Below are 18,331 nucleotides of genomic sequence, written 5' to 3' on the forward strand. Positions count from 1 at the left end.
CCGAACGCCCCGATCACGGCGTAAGCGAAGCCCTCGCGCTGGAAGAATCCAGCGAGGGTGTTCAGGACCCGGGCGAAGTCCAACGCCGATTCATCCCTGAAAGCGACGGCCACGCCAGACAGCATAACACCGGCCAGCCCAGGAGAGCGCCTGCAGCCCGCGCGCCCCGGTGGGCCTCCGCCCGCTGAGCGCCTGGGCCCTGCTCACTGCCCGACGGCTCGTCTTCCGGGGGACACGGTCGGATCATCGTCTCCGATTGATGCGCACACCGGCTCGCGGCCGGCATTGGGTTTGCACCTGCTTGGCGTGATCCTGAAGGAAGGAGGTGTCGAATGGACGTCGCACGTCAGGCCGGACAGATGATTCCGGAGCGTCTCACGGAGACCGTCGAGCGTTATACGCCTCGAATGCCGTCCACGGCGTACCTCGGCATCGCGCTCGGCGCGATGACGCTTGCGCTGTGGGCCATGATCGGGGCGTACCTGCGGTTCAGCGATTACCACGCCTCTGCCGACCGGTGGCGCCGCGGAGACATGCATCCCCCGGGCGTCTGAGCCATCCTGAACCTCGGTGGCTGGCCGGCGAGGGCGCTCGCCGGCCAGCGGCGCCTTCCAGACCCTCGTCCACGTCGTCGTTCCACGAGCCCGGCCAGGAGTGATCGCGACCTCGGGGTTCCCTCTCCCACAAGGTGCGGTATCATCTGTCCGTGCCCTTCAAGCTGGACGGCGCGCGGACGGTTCCGTCGGTGTGCCCCTACTGCGCGGTGGGGTGCGGCCTACTCGTCCACGTCCGGGACGGCCGCATCCTCAACATCGAGGGCGACCCGGCTTCGCCCATCAACGAGGGCACCGTCTGCCCCAAGGGGGCCGCCGCCTTCCAGCTGGCGGTGAACCCGAACCGCCTGACGAAGCTCCTGTACCGCCCGCCGCGGGCCCGCGCGTGGGAGGAACGCCCGCTCGACTGGGCCATGGACCGCATCGCCCGGCTCGTGCGCGAGACGCGCGAGCGCACCTTCGTGCGCGAGTCGGGGGGGATGCCGGTCCACCGCACGACGGCCATCGCGTCGATCGGGGGCGCGGTCTTCGACAACGAGGAGAACTACCTTCTCGTGAAGCTCATGCGCGGCCTGGGACTCGTCGGGATCGAGAACCAGGCCCGGGTCTGACACAGCTCCACGGTGCCCGGTCTGGGCGCCTCGCTGGGACGCGGTGGGGCGACCACCTACATGCAGGACCTCGTCAACGCCGACGCCATCCTGATCATGGGCTCCAACATGGCCGAGGCGCACCCGGTGGCCTTCCGCTTCGTCATGATGGCGCGGGAGCGCGGCGCCGAGGTCATCCACGTGGATCCCCGCTTCACCCGCACGAGCGCCTGCGCGTCGTTCTACGCGCCCATCCGGCCGGGCACCGACATCGCCTTCCTGGGCGGGCTCATCCGGTACGTGCTGGAGCGCGGGCTCTTCCGGGAGTACGTCGAGGCATACACGAACGCGGGCTTCATGGTCCGCCAGGACGGCCAGCAGCTCGAGCGCGGCCCCGACGGCCGGCCGGTGCGGGTGGGGGTGGACCACCCCGAGAGCGTGCTCTCGGTGCTGCGCCGCCACTACGCGGGCTACACGCCCGAGCGCGTGAGCGAGGTGTGCGGGACACCGGTCGCCGACTTCCTGCGCGTGGCCGAGGCGCTCGTACGCGCGAGCGGCCGCGAGCGCACGGCGTGCATCTGCTACGCGGTGGGCTGGACGCAGCATACCTACGGTGTTCAGAACATCCGGGCAGCGGCCATCCTGCAGCTTCTGCTCGGCAACGTCGGCCGCCCCGGCGGCGGCATCCTGGCGCTGCGCGGTCACGCCAACATCCAGGGCGCGACGGACCTCGCCTCCCTCTACCATGTGCTTCCGGGCTACCTCCCGGCGCCGCGGGAGGCGCCCGAGCACGCGACCCAGGCGGCCTATCTTGCGCGGGAGACCAAGCGCGCGGGGCTGTGGAGCGGCCTGCCGCGCTACCTCGCCTCGCTCCTCACCGCCTGGTACGGCCGCCCGGACGCCTACGACCTCCTGCCCAAGTCGGACCGCGACCGCTCCTTCCAGGCGATCCTGGAGGCCATGGACGCGGGGGAGGTGAAGGGCTGCCTCGTCATCGGCCAGAACCCGGCCGCGGGCGCGCCCAACGCCGCCTTCGCCCGGGGCGCGCTGCGGAAGCTCGAGTGGCTCGTCATCCGGGACTATTACGAGCTGGAGACCGCCGCGGTCTGGAAAGAGGAGGGCGGCGGGACGCCCGAGGAGTGCGCCACCGAGGTGTTCCTGATGCCCGCGGCCATGGCGGCGGAGAAGGCCGGCTCCCTCACGAACACGATGCGGCTCGTGCAGTGGCACGAGAAGGCCGTCGAGCCGCCGGGCGACGCGCGCTCGGAGCTGTGGTTCGTCCACCAGCTCGCCCGCCGCCTGCGCGACGTCGTCCCGCATCTCCGCTGGGAGTACCCGGAGGACGCCCGCGGCGAGCCCGACGCGCGGGCGGTGCTCCGCGAGATCAACGGCTTTCGCGTCGCCGACGGCTCGGGCCTGGAGGCCCCCGCCGATCTCGCGGGCGACGGCTCGACCGCCTGCGGGTCGTGGATCCACGCGGGCATCTTCCCGGCCCCGGACAGGCTGCGGGCGGCCGCGCGGTCGGCCGGCGGCCCTGAAGACGCCGGTTGGGCGTGGTCGTGGCCCATGAACCGGCGCATGCTCTACAACCGCGCGTCAGTGGACCCGGAGAGTGGACAGCCGTGGAGCGAGCGCAAGGCGTGGAGGGGCGAGGTCCCGGACGGCAGCGCCGAGCACCCGTTCGTGATGCTGGAGGACGGCGTGGCGCAGCTCTTCGCGCCCGGACTGGCCGACGGCCCGCTGCCGCGCCATTACGAGCCGGTCGAATCGCCGGTCCGGGACAACGTGCTCGAGGCGACGCGCGAGAATCCGCGCTACCGCCGGTTCGCCCCGCACGGCAACCCGCTGGCCGAGCCGGCCGACCCGAGGTGGCCGTTCGTGCTCACGACCTACCGCCTCACGGAGCACCACCTCACGGGCGTCATGACGCGCTGGCTGCCATGGCTCGCCGAGCTCATGCCGGAGCTCTTCTGCGAGATCTCACCAGAGCTCGCCGAGGAGCGCGGCATCCGCAACGGCGACCGCGTCGTCGTCGCGACGCCGCGCGGCGAGGTGCGCGCGAAGGCGCTCGTCACGCTGCGCCTGCGGCCGTTCCGGCTCGGAGCGCGCACCGTGCACGCCGTGGGGCTGCCCTGGCACTTCGGGTACAAGGGCCTCGTGCGGGGCGATGTGGTGAACGACCTGTCGGCCATGGTGGCCGACCCGAACGTGTCCATCCAGGAGACCAAGGCGTTCGTGTGCGACGTCCGGAAGGCGTGACCGCCGCGCCTGGGCACCTGCTCGGCTCCGTCCATGACGGTCGGCTTCCTCACTGACGTCACGCTCTGCATCGGCTGCAAGGCCTGCCAGGTGGCCTGCAAGCAGTGGAACGCGCTGCCTGGCGCTCCCGAGGCTGCGTGGCTCAGCGGCCAGTCGTACGACAACACGATGCGGCTTTCGGGCGACAACTGGCGTCACGTCGCCTTCGTGGAGTCGTTCGATCCGGCGTCGCGCCAGGGAAAGTGGCAATTCCTGTCCGACGTCTGCAAGCACTGCGAGGTCGCCGGCTGCCTGGAGGCCTGCCCCACCCACGCCATCGTGCGGACCGAGTTCGGCACGGTGCTCGTGCGCGACGACGTGTGCAACGGCTGCGGCTACTGCGTGGCCGCCTGCCCGTTCGGCGTGGTGGGGCGCTCGGAACGGGACGGCGGCGCCCACAAGTGCACCTTCTGCGTGGATCGGCTCGGACACGGGATGGAGCCGGCCTGCGCCAAAGCCTGCCCGACCGACGCGATCGTCGTGGGCGAGCTCGAGACGCTCCGCGGCCGCGCCGAGAAGCGCGTGACCGCGTTGCGCGCGCGCGGAGAAGCCGGGGCGCGCGTCTACGGCGACCACCGCCTGGGCGGCGCGCGTCTCGGCGGGCTGCACGCGCTGTTCGTCCTCACCGACGCGCCTGAGATCTTCGGACTTCCGGCGAATCCGGAGCGGCCGGCTGCCCACCTCCTGAAGGACATGCTGCTCTCGGGCGCGTGTGCCGCCGGCCTCGTCGCCGCCCTGGCCGCCTGGTTCGTCGCATGGCCTACCGGGTAGGCACTCCCGGCCCGCCCTGGGGCCGCGAGATCGTGGCCGACTTCACGCTGAGCGCCCTGAGCGCCGGCGCCCTGTGGGTCGGGGCCGCGGCGCATCTGTTCGCCGGAGACTCCCGCGTCTGGCAGCCGGCGACGCTTCTGGGCTTTCCCTCCATCGCTCTCGCGCTCGGGATCCTGGTGCACGACCTCGGCCGGCCGCGCCGTTTCCACCACATGATGATGGCGTTCAACGCCACCTCGCCCATGTCGTGGGGTGTCTACCTCGTCTCGGCCTACGCGGTCGTCGCCTTCGTGGCGCTTCTCGGACCCTCGCAGCGCTGGACGGCGTGGGCACTCCTCGCGCTCGCGCCGGCCGTGCTCGCCTACAAGGGCCTCTTGCTCTCGGCGACCGCCGTCCCGTTCTGGCGGCGCGGACGGCTCCTGGGGCCCCTGCTCCTGGTCGCCGGCGTCGTGCTCGGCGCGAGCGCCATCGCGCTCGTGGATGCGCGCTCACCGCGGCTCGCGCCGGTCATCGTCGCCGCGGGGCTTCTGCAGGCGGCCGGGGTCGTCGGGGTGTGGCTCGGTGCCGGGGCCGAGCGCTCGGTCCTCAAGGGGACGCACGCGGGTCTGTGGTGGCTGGGAGGCGCCGGGGCGGGCGGACTCGGCCCCGCGCTCGGCATCGTCGCGGGCGTGGATCTGCGTTCCTGCGCGGTGCTCGCGCTGGCCGGCGGCGTGGCGCTGCGGTGGGCGCTCCTGCGCGGCCCGGTGGAGGGACTGGCTGCGCCGGCACGGGGGGTGACCCCGGAGCCCTCGTCGACCGTCGCTCGGCCCTGATCCGGGGTGACTAGGAGGCCGACGGCGAACCCGAGTGCGCTGGACCTCGAAAACTTGCCGCTTTACCTGTCCCTCGAAGGGCGGAAAGTACGACTCGGCGTCCCCGGCGTCCCGGCGATTCGACTCGGGACATTCCCAAGGGCGGGACCGGGTTGAAAATTCCCATGGCCGAGGGGATAATGGCGCACGCTCGTCGCGTCCAGCCGGGACCGGGCTGCCGCGCGCCGAGCTGCGGACCCGCCGCCGAAACCTGGGCTGGACACGAAGAGGAGCGCCCCGATATGGCTGAGCCTGAGGCCGCTGCCCTCAAGCGCACGCCGTTGCACGCGGCGCACGTGCGTCGCGGGGCACGGATGATCGGGTTCGGGGGGTGGGACATGCCGGTGCAGTACACCGGCATCGTCGAGGAGCACCGGACCGTCCGGAGCGCGGTCGGCTGCTTCGACGTGAGCCACATGGGCGAGTTCGAGTTCCGGGGCCCCGACGCCGAGCGCGCGCTCCAGCGCCTGACGACGAACGACGTCTCCACGCTCGAGGTCGGCCAGGTCCAGTACTCGCTCCTCTGCTACGAGGACGGCGGCATCGTCGACGACCTGACCCTCTACCGCCTCGCCCCGGACCATTACATGATGACGGTCAACGCCGCCAACATCGAGAAGGACTGGGGATGGGTGACCGAGCATCTCGACGGGCGAGTGGAGGCAACGAACGTCAGCGCCGAGACGGGCCTGATCGCGGTCCAGGGGCCGAGGGCCGAGGCGCTGGTCGGTCGGCTCGCCGACATCGACGTCACGGCGATCCGCTACTACCACTTTTCGCGCGGGCGGGTGGCCGGAGCGCCGAGCATCGTCTCGCGGACGGGCTACACGGGGGAGGACGGCTTCGAGCTGTACCTGGCGGCGTCGAGCGCCGAGCGGGTCTGGGACGCGCTCCTCGCCGAGGGCAAGCCGGACGGGGTGGCGCCGATCGGGCTCGGGGCGCGAGACACGCTGCGGCTCGAGATGAAGTACGCGCTCTACGGGAACGACATCGATCAGACCACCAACCCGCTGGAGGCCGGCCTCGGCTGGGTCGTCAAGCTGGCCAAGCCCGATTTCTTCGGCAGGCCGGCGATCGAGCGGGTCAAGGCGGCCGGCCCGACGCGCCGCCTGGTCGGCTTCGAGATGGTGGACCGGGCGGTGGCGCGGCACGGGTACCGGCTCCTGAAGGAGGGCGCCGCGGTGGGCCAGGTGACCTCGGGCTCCTACGGGCCGGCGGTGGACCACTACATCGGCCTGGGGTACGTGCCGGTGACGCTGAGCGCGGTCGGAAGCCTGCTCGAGGTCGAAGTGCGGGGGCGCCCGCAGCAGGCGCGGGTGGTGAAGACGCCCTTCTACCCGCCGAAGGTGAAGAAGGCGTAAGGAGAGGAAGGCGCGGCATGGCGACGTATCCGGCGGATCTCCGCTACACCCGCGAGCACGAGTGGGCGCGGGTGGAGGGGGCCCGCGCCCGCGTGGGGATCACGCACTACGCCCAGGACCAGCTCGGGGACGTGGTCTTCGTGGAGCTGCCGAAGGTCGGGACGCGGGTCCGCCAGATGCAGACCTTCGGGGTCGTCGAGTCGGTCAAGGCGGTCTCCGACCTTTTCGCCCCGCTCTCCGGTGAGGTGGTCGAGGTGAACTCGAGCCTGACCGAGCATCCGGAGCAGGTGAACCAGGACCCGTACGGCGGCGGTTGGATGATCATCATCGCCAACGCGGACGGCAAGGAGCTGGACGCGCTCATGAGCGCCGCCGAGTACGAGAAGTACCTCCAGACGGCCGGGGGTCCCGGAGGACACTAAATTGCGCCACGGCGAGACGATGCGCTATATCGCGAACACCGCGGCCCAGCGGACGGAGATGCTGCGGACGATCGGGGCCTCCGACGTCGAGGCGCTGCTCGAGCGCATCCCGTCGAAGGCCCGGCTGGGCCGGGAGCTGGGGATCCCGGCGGCCCTGGCGGAGGGGGACCTCGTCGCCCACGTCCGGGCGCTCGCCGGCCAGAATGCCGACGGCGGGGGCTACGTCTCGTTCCTGGGCGGCGGCGCCTACGACCACTACGTCCCCAGCATGATCAACCACATGCTGCTTCGCTCCGAGTTTTTCACCGCCTACACGCCGTATCAGCCCGAGGCCAGCCAGGGCACGCTGCGGTCGATCTACGAGTACCAGACGATGATCTGCGAGCTGACCGGGATGGACGTGACCAACGCTTCGGTCTACGACGGCGGTTCGGCGCTGGCCGAGGCCGCGCTGATGGCCCACGGGGTGACCGAGCGCGAGCAGGTGGTCGTGTCGGGCGCGGTCTCGCCCCTGGCCCGCCGGGTGGTGGCGACTTATTGCGCAGGCCCGCGGCTGCCGCTCAAGACGGTGCCGTGGGCCGAGGGCGTCACCGACCTCGACGCCCTCCGCAAGGCGGTGACGGGCAAGACGGCGGCGGTCATGGTCCAGTACCCGAACTTCTTCGGCTGCCTGGAGGATCTGGACGCGGCAGCGCGGATCGCCCACGACCGCGGGGCCCTCTTCGTGGTCTCGGTCGATCCGATCGCCCTCGGGGTCCTGCGACCTCCCGGCGAGGCGGGGGCCGACATCGTCGTCGGGGAGGGGCAGGGACTCGGCAATCCGGTGACGGGCGGGGGCCCGTACCTCGGGCTCTTCGCCTGCCGCGCGGCACTGGTCCGCCGGATGCCGGGGCGGCTGGTCGGCCAGACGGTCGACAGGCAGGGCCGCCGCGGGTTCGTCCTCACGCTCCAGACGCGGGAGCAGCACATCCGGCGGGAGAAGGCGACGTCCAACATCTGTACCAACGTCGCGCTGGTCGCCCTCGGCGCCACGATCTACCTGGCGCTCATGGGCAAGGAGGGGCTCCGGAAGGTGGCGAGCCTCTCGACCGCGAAGGCCCACTATGCGGCGGACGCGCTCGGGCGGGTGCCGGCGGTCAGCCGCCGCTTCGGCGCGCCCTTCTTCAAGGAGTTCGCTCTGCGTCTGCCAAAAGCGCCGGATCGCGTCCTGCGGGCGCTGCGGAAGCGGAAGATCCTGGGCGGGGTGGCGCTGGGCCACTTCGACCGGACGCTCCGCGACTGCCTGCTGGTGGCCGTGACCGAGAACCGCACGCGCGCGGAGATCGACGCCTACGTCGAGGCGCTCGGCGCGGCGCTGGCATAGAGGGACACCATGAACGAGTACGACAAGCTCATCTTCGAGCTGTCGGTGCCCGGGCGGGTCGGCTTCTCGCTCCCGGATGCCGACGTGCCCGAAGCCGACCCCGCCCGCCTGCTGCCGGCCGAGCATCTGCGGACGACCCCGCCCGCCCTCCCCGAGGTCAGCGAGTTCGACGCGGTCCGCCACTACACGCGGCTGTCCCGCATGAACTACGGGGTCGACACCCACTTCTACCCGCTCGGCTCCTGCACCATGAAGTACAACCCGAAGGTCAACGAGGACATGGCGCGGCTGCCCGGCTTTGCGCGCCTTCACCCGCTGACGCCCGACGAGGCGATGGCGGGGGCGCTCGAGCTGATGGTCCGGCTCGGCGAGATGCTGGCCGAGGTGGTGGGGATGGACGCGGCGTCGCTCCAGCCGGCCGCCGGGGCCCAGGGCGAGCTGGCCGGGGTGCTGATGATCCGGGCCTTCCACCTCGACCGCGAGGGCAGCCCGCGGAAGAAGGTGCTCGTGCCCGACTCGGCCCACGGGACGAACCCGGCGTCCACGACGATCGCCGGCTATCAGACGATCCAGCTCAAGTCCGACGCCCACGGCGAGGTCGACCTCCTCGACCTCGAGCGGAACCTCGACGAGGACGTGGCGGCGTTCATGATCACGGTGCCGAACACGCTCGGGCTGTTCGAGTCGAAGATCCTCGAGATCACCGGGATCTGCCACGCCAAGGGCGCCCAGGTGTACATGGACGGCGCCAATCTGAACGCGCTCCTCGGCATCACCCGGCCGGGCGACCTCGGTTTCGACGTCGTCCACATGAACCTCCACAAGACGTTCACGACGCCCCACGGCGGCGGGGGCCCCGGTGCCGGCCCGGTCGGAATCAAAGAGCACTTGAAGCCGTTTCTTCCGGTCCCCGTCCCGAGCCGCGACGGGGAACGCTATCGCCTCGACTGGAAGCGGCCGAAGTCGATCGGGAAGCTCCAGTCGTTCTGGGGCAACTTCGGCATGCTGGTCCGCGCCTACACCTACATCCGCACGATGGGCCCCGACGGGCTGCGGGCCGTCTCCGACAACGCGATCGTCAATGCGAACTACGTGAAGGCCCGCCTCGCCCCGCACTACGACCTCCCGTACGCCGGGCACTGCATGCACGAAGTGGTCTTCTCGGCCCGGCGGCAGAAGCGGCAGGGGGTGGTGGCGACCGACATCGCCAAGCGGCTCCTCGATCTCGGCTTCTACGCCCCCTCGATCTACTTCCCGATGATCGTCGAGGAAGCGCTGATGATCGAGCCCACCGAGACGGAGGCGAAGGAGACGCTCGACCAGTTCTGCGACGCGATGATCCAGATCGCCCACGAGGCGGAGACGGCCCCCGAGACGGTCCACGCGGCGCCGGTCACGACGCCGGTCAACCGCCTCGACCAGACGCTGGCCGCCCGCCAGCCGAACCTCCGCTGGAGAGCGGGGACCTCCGGGCCGGTGGGGGTACCGCCGGCCGGACGGGCCGGGCCCTAGGACCCTGTCGGAGTAACTCGGGAGCTCGCCCCGAGCGCGCGCCCCGTCGGGCAGCGCTCCGAGCGGCGGCTGTGCCGCCGCAACCGAAGGGGGGCATCGGGGGGTCTTCCGAGACCCCCCCGAGCAACTAGCCGCTGGCGCTCGGCTGGCTCGGGTACCGCTCAGCGATGCTCGTCCACGCGGTGCCCGTGAGGAGCGCCGCGCACACGCTCTCGAGCTCCGCGATCGGAACGCGGATCTGGCCCATCGAGTCGCGGTCCCGAACGGTCACCCGCTCGTCCCCCACCTCGCCCTTGGTCGGATCCCCGACCGTCTGGACGTCCACGGTGACGCAGTACGGTGTGCCCACTTCGTCCTGGCGCCGGTACAGCCGCCCGATGGCGGCCGTGTCGTCGTATACCGTGACCCAACGCTGGGCAAGCCGGTCGCGGAGCTCCCAGGCGCGGGCGACGATATCCTCCCGCTTCCTGAGGAGGGGAAGGACGGCGATTTTGACCGGCGCCACCTCGGGGTGGAACCGGAGGACGACCCGCCTTTCGCCGCGGACCTCTTCGGTCCGGTAGGCGTCGGTCAGGAACGCCAGGAGGCTCCGGTCCACGCCGGCCGAGGGCTCGATCACGTAGGGAACGACGTGAGCCTTCCGCTCTTCGTCGAAATACGTGAGCGTCTTACCGCTGACGGCGGCGTGCTGCTTGAGGTCGAAGTCGGTCCGGTTGGCGATCCCCTCGAGCTCGCTCCAGCCGATGGCGAACTGGTACTCGATGTCCACCGTGCGCTTGGCGTAGTGGGATAGCTCGTCTTTGCCGTGCTCGCGGATCCGCAGGTTCTCGGCCCGGATGCCGTACCGCTGGTACCAGCCGAAGCGCTCCTCGATCCACCGCTCGTGCCAGTACTCGTCGGCTGGTTGCCCTCCCACGGTGTCGTGCGGGTTCACGAAGAACTCGATCTCCATCTGCTCGAACTCGCGCGTGCGGAAGATGAAGTTCCCCGGGGTGATCTCGTTCCGGAAACTCTTGCCGATCTGCGCGATCCCGAACGGCAGCTTCCGCCGCACCGCCTGGAGCACGTTGTCGAAGTTCACGAAGATCCCCTGGGCGGTCTCCGGCCGGAGGTAGGTGACGGCGGCATCCTCCTCGACCGGCCCCATGAACGTCTTGAACATGAGGTTGAACTGCCGGGGCGGCGTCAGCTCGCCCTTGCCGCATTCGGGGCACAGTGTCCGCCGGGTGCCGCAGTGCTTGCAGGGCTCTCTCGCCGGCACCTCGAACCTGTTGTCCGTCTTGGCCGGGCAGTAGTGGACCCACGGCTGCTCGTCGAGCTTGTCGGCGCGGAAGCGCCGCTTGCACGCCCGGCAATCCACCATGGGGTCGGTGAAGTGGTCCAGGTGCCCGCTCGCCTTCCACACGCGGGGGTGCATCAGGATCGCCGCGTCGAGCCCCGCCATGTCGCGGCGGCGGAGGACGGTGTCGCGCCACCACAGCTCTTTGATGTTCCGCTTCAACTCGACGCCAAGCGGCCCATAGTCCCAGCACGACCCGGTCCCTCCGTAGATCTCGCTGGACTGGTAGACGAAGCCGCGACGCTTGGAGAGCGAGACGAGGGTGTCCATCTCGACCATGTCATGAGGCTAGCACAGGCTCCCGTCGGCGGCCACGGCGGCGTCGCGGCCCTCCGGCGACCGCGGCCGGAGCCGCCTGAACGGCGCAGGCAAGGCCTTGACGGCCTCCCCGGCATCCGCATAGACTGCCTTCACGGTCCTCCTCGGAGGCACCGTGTCCCATGCTCTCGGTTCGTGGACACGTTCGACCAACCTCCTTACCTCGGGATGTTCGGCGGTGCGACGGGAGGGGGCCGGCTGCGGCGTTCTTGGCGAGGCCGATCGGGTCGGCCTCGGCGACGCGAGGATCGGTCCGCTGCGCTTGCCCGGCCGCCGGGGCCAATCCGGCATACTCTGGCGCGTGGCGTAGAGGCGACAATGGAGGGACGGGCGACTATGGCACTCCGTGAGTCGGACCCCGAGGTCTTCGGCATCCTCCGGCGGGAACGGGAGCGGCAGCGCGAGGGCATGGAACTCATCCCTTCGGAGAACTACGTCTCGGAGGCGGTCCTGGAGGCGATGGGCAGCGTCTTCACGAACAAATACTCCGAGGGATACCCCGGGCGGCGCTACTACGGCGGCAACGAGAACGTCGATGACGTCGAGCGGCTGGCGCAGGAACGGGCCAAGGCGCTCTTTGGCGTGCCCCACGCCAACGTGCAGCCGTACTCCGGGAGTCCCGCGAACCTGGCCGTCTACGTGGCCACCTGCCAGCCCGGCGATCCCATCATGGGGCAGAACCTGCCCGACGGCGGACATCTCACCCACGGGTGGAAGGTGAGCGTCACCGGCACGTACTACCGCAGCATCCCCTATCACGTGAAGAAGGACGGCTACATCGATTTCGAGGACGTCTGGCGGTTGGCCCGTGAGCACCGGCCCCGGCTCATCTGGTGCGGGGCCACGGCATACGTCCGGGAATTCCCCTTCGAGAGGTTCGCGGAGGTGGCCGACGAGGTCGGCGCCTTCTTCGCCGCCGACATCGCGCACATCGCGGGGCTGGTCATCGCCGAGGCTCACAAGAGCCCGGTGCCGTACGCGCACGTGGTCACCACCACGACCCACAAGACGCTGCGCGGCCCGCGCGGCGCTATGATCATGGCCACGCAGAAGGGACTGAAGAAGGATCCCGAGCTGGCCGACCGGATCGACCGGGCAATCTTCCCGGGGCTGCAGGGTGGCCCCCACGACCACACGACAGCGGCCATCGCGGTGGCGCTGAGCGAAGCCGCCCAGCCCTCGTTTCGGGAGTACGGCCATCAGGTCGTCGCCAACGCCAAGGCTCTGGCCGAGGGACTTCTCCGCCGGGGCGTCCGGCTCGTGACCGGTGGGACCGACAACCACATGATGCTGATCGATCTCACCGCGGGCGGCCCGGGCCGCGGCGTCTTCCTGCAGGAGGCCCTGGACCGCGTCGGGATCACGGTGAACAAGAACACGATCCCCGGCGAGCCATCGTCGGCGTTCTATCCGTCGGGCGTCAGGCTGGGGACTCCCGCGGCGACGACTCGGGGCATGCGGGAGCCCGAGATGGATCGGATCGCGGCGTGGATCGCCGCGGTGGTGGACGAGCTTCGCGAGTTTCAGCTTCCCGAAGGACGGGAGGAACGGACCGCCCGCCTCGAAGCGTTCCGTCGCGCGATCGAGAAGAACGCTCGGTTGGCCGCCATGCGGGAGGACGTCCGGAGCTTCTGCCTGAAGTTCCCGGTTCCTGGCACGGCCTGAAGAGGTTGGCCTCAGCGACAGCCCGACCAACCATCCGAGGAAGCGCGGCTCCGCCAAGCCGAACGGTGTGTCTCGCCGTCGCCCGCCCTCGGGTGCGGGCGGAACGGCCTGTAACCCTGTGCGGTTGAACGGGAAATCGACACTCCCGGCGGATGGCCGGCGTTCCGTGCCGGGCCCGATCCTCCGGGCCTCCTCGTGCCGGGCGGGTCGTCTCGATCGGCGGTACCGCTCGGCAAAAGGCTGAACGCGACGAGAAGGGGCTTGACAGGTTTTTGCCGGACGTGATATGCGGTAACGCACCTGGCTCACGGATCGGGACCCCACCCCACCATCGGTGTCATGACAGCTGGTCGCGCGGCGCGCGTGACCGGCCAAGGAGGCGGGGAGAGCTAACGAGATCGATCCCCTCCCGTGGCCTGAGGCACCTGGCTCCCAGCGCTGCCCGAGGCCAGTCTCCCGGTTCGCATGGTTTGAAGAAGGAGGCCAAGACAAGGGCGAGGACGTGTCGCCTGGCGCTTCAACGGCTCCAGTGACAAGGAGGTCAGCATGTCGAAGAGCTATCCGGTGTTAAATTGGCCCGCCGTTCCGACGCCGACCCCGGAGGACGTCTACAAAGGGGAGAGCGACAAGGCGAAGGAGTACGCCTTGTGGCTCGAGGACAATCTCCGCCAGAGCAAGAACTTCGAGAAGCCCGAGGCGCTCGACACCATCCGGGTGCTGGACTGCACCAGCCAGATGATCATCGGCCACTGGTGCTCGTCGCTCTTCGCCGAGCTGGGGGCCGAAGTCATCATGGTCGAGCCGCCCGGCGGGGATCCCCTCCGCAAGCTGACCCCCTTCGGCCGGAAAGAGTACATGTTCAAGGATTCCGTCAGCGGTGAGGAGGTCGGGGCCCGGTTCCTGGCCGAGGCCCGCAGCAAAGAGTCCGTCACCCTGGACCTGACCAAGCCCGAGGGGCGTGAGATCCTGAAGAAGCTCGCCACCCACGCCGATGTCATCATCGAGAACGCGCCCCCCGGCCAGTGGGACGAGTGGGGGATCGGCTATCGGCAGCTCTCCCAGATCAATCCCCGTCTGGTCTACTGCTGGGTCGGTCAGCTCGGCCAGTGGGGGCCCCTGAAGGACAAGCCGGGCAACCTCGATCCCACCGCGCAGGCCGCCTGCGGCTTCGTCCACGGGACCGGCGCGCCGGTGGCCTTCGGCGGCACCCCCACCCGGTCCGGCTGGTGGATGTGCGATCAGGTCGGGGGCACCGGCGCGGCCATCGGGATCATGACGGCCCTCAACTACCGGGACAAGGTCTCGGGGCGGGGTCAGTTCGTCGAGGCCACCGGCGCCGCCGGGGTCATCCGGATCCTGGACTACAACTGGGGCTGGTATGGGATCGACGGCAGCATCCGGCCCCGCTACGGCAACTGGGACCTGGCCATCTGCATCTACGCCGTGAATCCCTGCAAGGACGGCCAGATCATGGTGGGGGGCGGCCACGACCGGCTCTGGTACCGGATCTGGCGGACGGCCGGGAAGGATCGCCCGGAGGTCGAGGAGCACATCGTCGAAGACCCCAAGATGAAGGAAGTGACCAACCGGCTGCCCCATTACGCGCAGGTGGAGACCTACACGTCGCTCTGCGAGTGGATGAAGGACAACACCCGCTCGGAGGCGGAGACCAAGCTCCAGGCCGAAGAGGTGGCCTCGGGCGGCGTGTCCTTCCTCGATGAGGTCTCCGAGTTTCCGCACTACAAGTACCGGGGGCACCTGGAGGTCATCGATGACGTCTTTTACGGCAGGGTCCTGATCGGGGCCTCGGCCTTCCTCGGCCAGCGGACTCCGGGCCGGGTGAAGTGGATCGGCCGGCCGACGGCGTATGACAACGAGGGTGTGTATCGCCGGCTCCTGGGCTTCACCAAGGCGGACATGGACGGGCTCAAGCAGAAAGGGGTGATCTGATGGCTGAGACCCTGAGCTTCGAAGAGTTCTGTCGCGACGTCTTCGATCCGAAGAAGCTCTTCTCGAAGCCGGAGCCGTTGAAGGGGACGCGCTTCCTCAGCTGTACCCAATACATCCTCGGGCCCTCCTGTGCGAACTATCTGGCCGAGCTGGGGGCCGAGGTGATCAAGATCGAGCTGCCCCGCCGGGGCGAGCCGATGCGCCACACCACCCCCTTCAACGAGCCCAAGCTCTATCCGCTGTCCAAGCAGATGCCGGAGATGGGGACCGGGCTCGGCTTCTACGGGGCCAACCACAACGAGTACTTCCTCTCGGTCGATTTCCACAAGCCGGAAGGCCAGGCCATCGTCAAGATGCTGGCGTCCAAGTGCGACGGCGTCGTGGAGAACTACCGGGCCGGGACCTTCGACCGGTGGGGGATCGGCTACCGGCAGCTCAGCGAGATCAATCCCCGGCTCATCTACCAGTGGCTGGGGGGCTTCGGGGGCTGGGGGCCCGGGCGGAAGCGCGCGAGCTACGACATCCTGGGTCAGGCCCAGGGCGGCTGCTTCTCGGTCACCGGCTGGCCGCTCGACAAGGGCGGCCTCCCGGCCAAGCAGACCATCTGGATCATGGACTACTGGGGCGGCATGATGGGGGCCTTCCAGGTCCTGGCCTGCATGTACTGGCGGGACAACGTCTCGGGCCTGGGGAACTTCATGGAATACTCCCAGGTGCAAGGCGCCCAGCGGCACCTCTCCGACTGCATCGCCCTCTTCGGCCGGTACGGCCTGGTGGCGCAGCGCTGGGGGAACTGGGACACGCTGCTTTGCGTCCACGGGATCGTCAAGTGCGGTAAGTCGTCGTATCCCGACTCCAAGAACCCGCAGGAGATGGAGGAGGGGTACATCCTGGTCAGCGCGTATACGGACGCCGACTTCGCCAAGCTGATGCGGCTCATCAAGCGGGACGACCTAGCGACGAAGTACAAGACCCACGACGAGCGGGTGAAGGCCGAGAGCCAGTACGAGATCTACCCCGCGATCGAGGCGTGGGCCAAGGACAAGACCAAGGAGCAGGCCCGTGATATCCTGACCAAAGAAGGGATCAACAACCAGCCGGTCTGGAACTCGAAGGAGGTGTCGAACCAGGAGCACTTCCACCTCCGCGGGGAGCTGGAATGGCTGGACGATCCCACGTTCGGCGAGGTCCAGAGCCAGGGCCCTGCCTTCCACCTCTCGGAGTCCCCGCCCCGCCACAAGTGGGCGCTCAAGCCGGTGGGGGCGGACAACGAGTACATCCTCGGCAAGCTCTGCGGCTTCTCCAAGACGAAGATCGCGGAGCTCGAGGCGGACGCGATCATTTGACGCCCGGCCCTGACGGGAAAGGAGGAGATGCATGGCGGAGGTCAGCTACGCCCACTGTTCGCTGCTCTTGGAGTGTCCCAAGTGTCATGTGGTCAACTACATGGACCCGTTCAGCTTCTGGAACTTCTCGGGGAAGATCAAGTGCGCCGGCTGTGACGGGATCTATGCCGTTGCCTTCACGAACGGCCAGCGGGTGAAGGGGCCGGAGCCGGCCGAGGGGCCGCACGACCGGTTGCCGGGCTACGCTCAGACCAAGGACTTCAAGACCGACTACAAGACGACGGACAAGGTGAGCCCGCCGGCCTACGCCCGGGCCCCGGACCAGAAGCACGGACCGACCTACAAGAACGTCCGGGGCAAGCTGGTGTCGGCCGGCAAGCTGACGGCTAGCGACCTGGTGGGGAGCCGGCCGCGCTTCATCATCGAGGGCAAACCGTATCAGCCGGCGAAGTAGGCGACGACCGGGACGCTCCGGACCTGGCCGAGTGAAGGGGCGTTCCGCGTCTAAGCGAACGAGGGGGCATTCCGGATCTAGCCGCCCCGGCGGACCGGCGGAGAGGAAGCCTGCCCGGCCCAGCCGAGGCGGCGGACCGGCGGAGAGGAAGCCTGCCCGGCCCAGCCGAGGCGGCGGACCGGCGGAGAGGAAGCCTACCCGGCCCAGCCGAGGCGGCGGACCGGCGGAGGCGAAGCGTGCCCGGCCCGGCCGTGTCGCTGGGGGCGCGGAAAAGAAGCGTTCCGCGTCTGGCGGCGGCGAAGCCGTGGAGAGGAGACAATCCAAGATGGCAGAACGGAGCTGGCCAGCCGACACCTACCCCTTCGAGTGTCCGCACTACACGCGGGCGCTCGACCCCCACATCGCGCAGGCGTACTGGGGATACGATGCGGTGACCGAGTGGCCATACACGCGGATCATCCCCAAGGGGAACGAGCCGAAGCAGTGTGACTACTGCGGAGGGGCGAGCCCGATTCGGAAGGGCTTCCCCTTCTCGTAGCCGTTCCAATCGTTCGAGGGATAGTCATCCCACCTCACGACCGCCGAGGCGGTCGTGAGGGTTTTCGGAGGTATCTCGATGAAGGTCGAGTTTTACTACAGCAGCAAACAGGAGCCGGGGCCCCAGTTCCGCTGCGACAACAAGAAGGCGCTCGATCTCCTGAAGCAGCTGGAGCAGAAGGGGGTCAACGTCAAGGTCCAGGACACCGCCGAGGAGGCGGCCGCCTTCAAGACCTACAATGCCGCGGTGACGGGTCCCCCCTCGGCGAAGCGCGCGGTCTTCGGGGCCAAGGGCGCGCTGGAGGAGGACTTCGGGAAATCGGTGCCCGCCCTCCTCGTCTTCGACAAGGACGGGGACCGGTACCCGTCCGAGGTTTTCCCCAGGACGGATCGGGAGCTGGATCGGATGGTTGGTGTCGAGGAGGCCGTGCAGAATCTTCTGAGCAAAGCCTGAACCGATTCCCCGAGCGGAGATGAAGGGGCCCGTCGAGTCGGCGGGCCCCTTCTCCTTTGTTGGATGATGCAGGAGGAGGTCATGGTGTGCAGGCGGTGCGGGAGCGGCGCGGTGGTGCAGTTTCACCGCGTGGATAGCTTCGAGCGAATCTCGCTGGCGGATGATCCCGCCGACGCCAATTGTGGCCACTACTACATCGACATGGTCCATGTGATGCGATGTTCGGCCTGTGGCCATCGACAGGAGGCGGTGGTCAAGCGGTCCCCGTTTCTGACCTTGAAGGAGAGCCAGAGGGAGCTGGAGAGTCACATCCTCGGCAAGGGCTAGGTCATTTCGGGGGGGTCTCGGAAGACCCCCCGATGCCCCCCCGTCGTGGCGGCGGCGAAGCCGCCGCTCGGACCGGACCACCGCCAGCGCGGCGGCTCGGCTGCACGGTACGCGCGATCACGCCGACAGCCTCGTAGCCAAGGTATCGGAGCGGTCCGGTGCCCGTCCGAAGCGCCGTCGCGCGGGACAGGTCGCCAAGGGCCGAAGGTCGTCTCGACG

General features: G+C 69.3%; 18 protein-coding genes. 16 read left to right on the forward strand and 2 right to left on the reverse strand.

The window, feature by feature from the left end; translation table 11 throughout:
- Positions 1-332: 332 nt before the first annotated feature.
- The 9 genes from VGW35_11685 (at position 333) to gcvPB (ending at position 9,722) form a co-directional block, all read left to right on the forward strand.
- Positions 333-554, forward strand: a complete 222-nt coding sequence (locus VGW35_11685) for a hypothetical protein (GenBank protein HEV8308318.1) — start codon at positions 333-335, stop codon at positions 552-554.
- A 152-nt stretch (positions 555-706) separates the two neighbouring features.
- Complete coding sequence (locus tag VGW35_11690; GenBank protein ID HEV8308319.1) at positions 707-1,165, forward strand: hypothetical protein; 459 nt, start codon at positions 707-709, stop codon at positions 1,163-1,165.
- A gap of 12 nt (positions 1,166-1,177) precedes the next feature.
- On the forward strand, positions 1,178-3,403 hold the full coding sequence (locus VGW35_11695) for a molybdopterin-dependent oxidoreductase (protein ID HEV8308320.1): 2,226 nt from the start codon (positions 1,178-1,180) through the stop codon (positions 3,401-3,403).
- Positions 3,404-3,436: 33 nt separating this feature from the next.
- Complete coding sequence (locus tag VGW35_11700) at positions 3,437-4,213, forward strand: 4Fe-4S dicluster domain-containing protein (GenBank protein ID HEV8308321.1); 777 nt, start codon at positions 3,437-3,439, stop codon at positions 4,211-4,213.
- Complete coding sequence (nrfD, locus tag VGW35_11705) at positions 4,198-5,025, forward strand: NrfD/PsrC family molybdoenzyme membrane anchor subunit (protein HEV8308322.1); 828 nt, start codon at positions 4,198-4,200, stop codon at positions 5,023-5,025. The genes VGW35_11700 and nrfD overlap by 16 nt, the downstream gene beginning before the upstream one ends.
- A gap of 281 nt (positions 5,026-5,306) precedes the next feature.
- The gene (gene gcvT, locus VGW35_11710; GenBank protein HEV8308323.1) at positions 5,307-6,425 is read left to right on the forward strand and encodes a glycine cleavage system aminomethyltransferase GcvT; all 1,119 of its coding nucleotides are present in this window, start codon (positions 5,307-5,309) and stop codon (positions 6,423-6,425) included.
- A 17-nt stretch (positions 6,426-6,442) separates the two neighbouring features.
- Positions 6,443-6,847: a glycine cleavage system protein GcvH gene (gene gcvH / locus VGW35_11715; protein HEV8308324.1), complete on the forward strand. Its 405-nt coding sequence runs from the start codon at positions 6,443-6,445 to the stop codon at positions 6,845-6,847.
- A gap of 19 nt (positions 6,848-6,866) precedes the next feature.
- Complete coding sequence (gcvPA, locus tag VGW35_11720) at positions 6,867-8,210, forward strand: aminomethyl-transferring glycine dehydrogenase subunit GcvPA (protein HEV8308325.1); 1,344 nt, start codon at positions 6,867-6,869, stop codon at positions 8,208-8,210.
- Between the two features lie 9 nt (positions 8,211-8,219).
- Positions 8,220-9,722 (forward strand): aminomethyl-transferring glycine dehydrogenase subunit GcvPB, encoded by a 1,503-nt coding sequence (gcvPB, locus tag VGW35_11725; protein HEV8308326.1) that lies wholly within the window; start codon positions 8,220-8,222, stop codon positions 9,720-9,722.
- Positions 9,723-9,849: 127 nt separating this feature from the next.
- Here the strand turns inward: gcvPB and VGW35_11730 are convergent, their stop codons facing one another.
- Complete coding sequence (locus VGW35_11730) at positions 9,850-11,331, reverse strand: glycine--tRNA ligase (protein HEV8308327.1); 1,482 nt, start codon at positions 11,329-11,331, stop codon at positions 9,850-9,852.
- Positions 11,332-11,349: 18 nt separating this feature from the next.
- Positions 11,350-11,475: a hypothetical protein gene (locus VGW35_11735; protein HEV8308328.1), complete on the reverse strand. Its 126-nt coding sequence runs from the start codon at positions 11,473-11,475 to the stop codon at positions 11,350-11,352.
- A gap of 240 nt (positions 11,476-11,715) precedes the next feature.
- On the opposite strand from VGW35_11735, the gene glyA reads away from it, so the two are divergent.
- The 7 genes from glyA to VGW35_11770 all read left to right on the forward strand — a co-directional run bounded on the left by glyA (position 11,716) and on the right by VGW35_11770 (position 18,112).
- Entirely contained in the window at positions 11,716-13,044 is a 1,329-nt protein-coding gene (gene glyA, locus VGW35_11740) for a serine hydroxymethyltransferase (protein HEV8308329.1), read from the forward strand.
- 546 nt (positions 13,045-13,590) lie between these two features.
- A complete protein-coding gene (locus VGW35_11745) occupies positions 13,591-14,994 on the forward strand; it encodes a CoA transferase (GenBank protein HEV8308330.1) in 1,404 nt (467 codons plus the stop codon).
- On the forward strand, positions 14,994-16,340 hold the full coding sequence (locus VGW35_11750; GenBank protein HEV8308331.1) for a CoA transferase: 1,347 nt from the start codon (positions 14,994-14,996) through the stop codon (positions 16,338-16,340). The genes VGW35_11745 and VGW35_11750 overlap by 1 nt, the downstream gene beginning before the upstream one ends.
- 31 nt (positions 16,341-16,371) lie before the next feature.
- On the forward strand, positions 16,372-16,794 hold the full coding sequence (locus VGW35_11755) for a hypothetical protein (protein ID HEV8308332.1): 423 nt from the start codon (positions 16,372-16,374) through the stop codon (positions 16,792-16,794).
- Positions 16,795-17,119: 325 nt separating this feature from the next.
- Positions 17,120-17,332 (forward strand): hypothetical protein, encoded by a 213-nt coding sequence (locus VGW35_11760; protein ID HEV8308333.1) that lies wholly within the window; start codon positions 17,120-17,122, stop codon positions 17,330-17,332.
- 78 nt (positions 17,333-17,410) lie between these two features.
- Positions 17,411-17,785 carry a hypothetical protein gene (locus tag VGW35_11765; protein HEV8308334.1) on the forward strand — a complete coding sequence of 125 codons (375 nt, stop codon included), beginning with the start codon at positions 17,411-17,413 and terminating at the stop codon, positions 17,783-17,785.
- Between the two features lie 81 nt (positions 17,786-17,866).
- Positions 17,867-18,112: a hypothetical protein gene (locus VGW35_11770; protein ID HEV8308335.1), complete on the forward strand. Its 246-nt coding sequence runs from the start codon at positions 17,867-17,869 to the stop codon at positions 18,110-18,112.
- Positions 18,113-18,331 lie beyond the last annotated feature (219 nt).

The organism is Candidatus Methylomirabilota bacterium, from assembly GCA_036005065.1.
Lineage (GTDB): Bacteria > Methylomirabilota > Methylomirabilia > Rokubacteriales > DASRDR01 > DASYQW01.

Coding starts and splice junctions, on each gene's coding strand:
- VGW35_11700 (HEV8308321.1), top strand. CDS start 3,437: ATGACGGTCGGCTTCCTCACTGACGTCACGCTCTGCATCGGCTGCAAG.
- VGW35_11755 (HEV8308332.1), top strand. CDS start 16,372: ATGGCGGAGGTCAGCTACGCCCACTGTTCGCTGCTCTTGGAGTGTCCC.
- VGW35_11730 (HEV8308327.1), bottom strand. CDS start 11,331: ATGGACACCCTCGTCTCGCTCTCCAAGCGTCGCGGCTTCGTCTACCAG.
- gcvPA (HEV8308325.1), top strand. CDS start 6,867: ATGCGCTATATCGCGAACACCGCGGCCCAGCGGACGGAGATGCTGCGG.
- VGW35_11745 (HEV8308330.1), top strand. CDS start 13,591: ATGTCGAAGAGCTATCCGGTGTTAAATTGGCCCGCCGTTCCGACGCCG.
- VGW35_11765 (HEV8308334.1), top strand. CDS start 17,411: ATGAAGGTCGAGTTTTACTACAGCAGCAAACAGGAGCCGGGGCCCCAG.
- gcvPB (HEV8308326.1), top strand. CDS start 8,220: ATGAACGAGTACGACAAGCTCATCTTCGAGCTGTCGGTGCCCGGGCGG.
- VGW35_11760 (HEV8308333.1), top strand. CDS start 17,120: ATGGCAGAACGGAGCTGGCCAGCCGACACCTACCCCTTCGAGTGTCCG.
- glyA (HEV8308329.1), top strand. CDS start 11,716: ATGGCACTCCGTGAGTCGGACCCCGAGGTCTTCGGCATCCTCCGGCGG.
- gcvT (HEV8308323.1), top strand. CDS start 5,307: ATGGCTGAGCCTGAGGCCGCTGCCCTCAAGCGCACGCCGTTGCACGCG.
- gcvH (HEV8308324.1), top strand. CDS start 6,443: ATGGCGACGTATCCGGCGGATCTCCGCTACACCCGCGAGCACGAGTGG.
- VGW35_11750 (HEV8308331.1), top strand. CDS start 14,994: ATGGCTGAGACCCTGAGCTTCGAAGAGTTCTGTCGCGACGTCTTCGAT.
- nrfD (HEV8308322.1), top strand. CDS start 4,198: ATGGCCTACCGGGTAGGCACTCCCGGCCCGCCCTGGGGCCGCGAGATC.
- VGW35_11685 (HEV8308318.1), top strand. CDS start 333: ATGGACGTCGCACGTCAGGCCGGACAGATGATTCCGGAGCGTCTCACG.
- VGW35_11770 (HEV8308335.1), top strand. CDS start 17,867: ATGGTGTGCAGGCGGTGCGGGAGCGGCGCGGTGGTGCAGTTTCACCGC.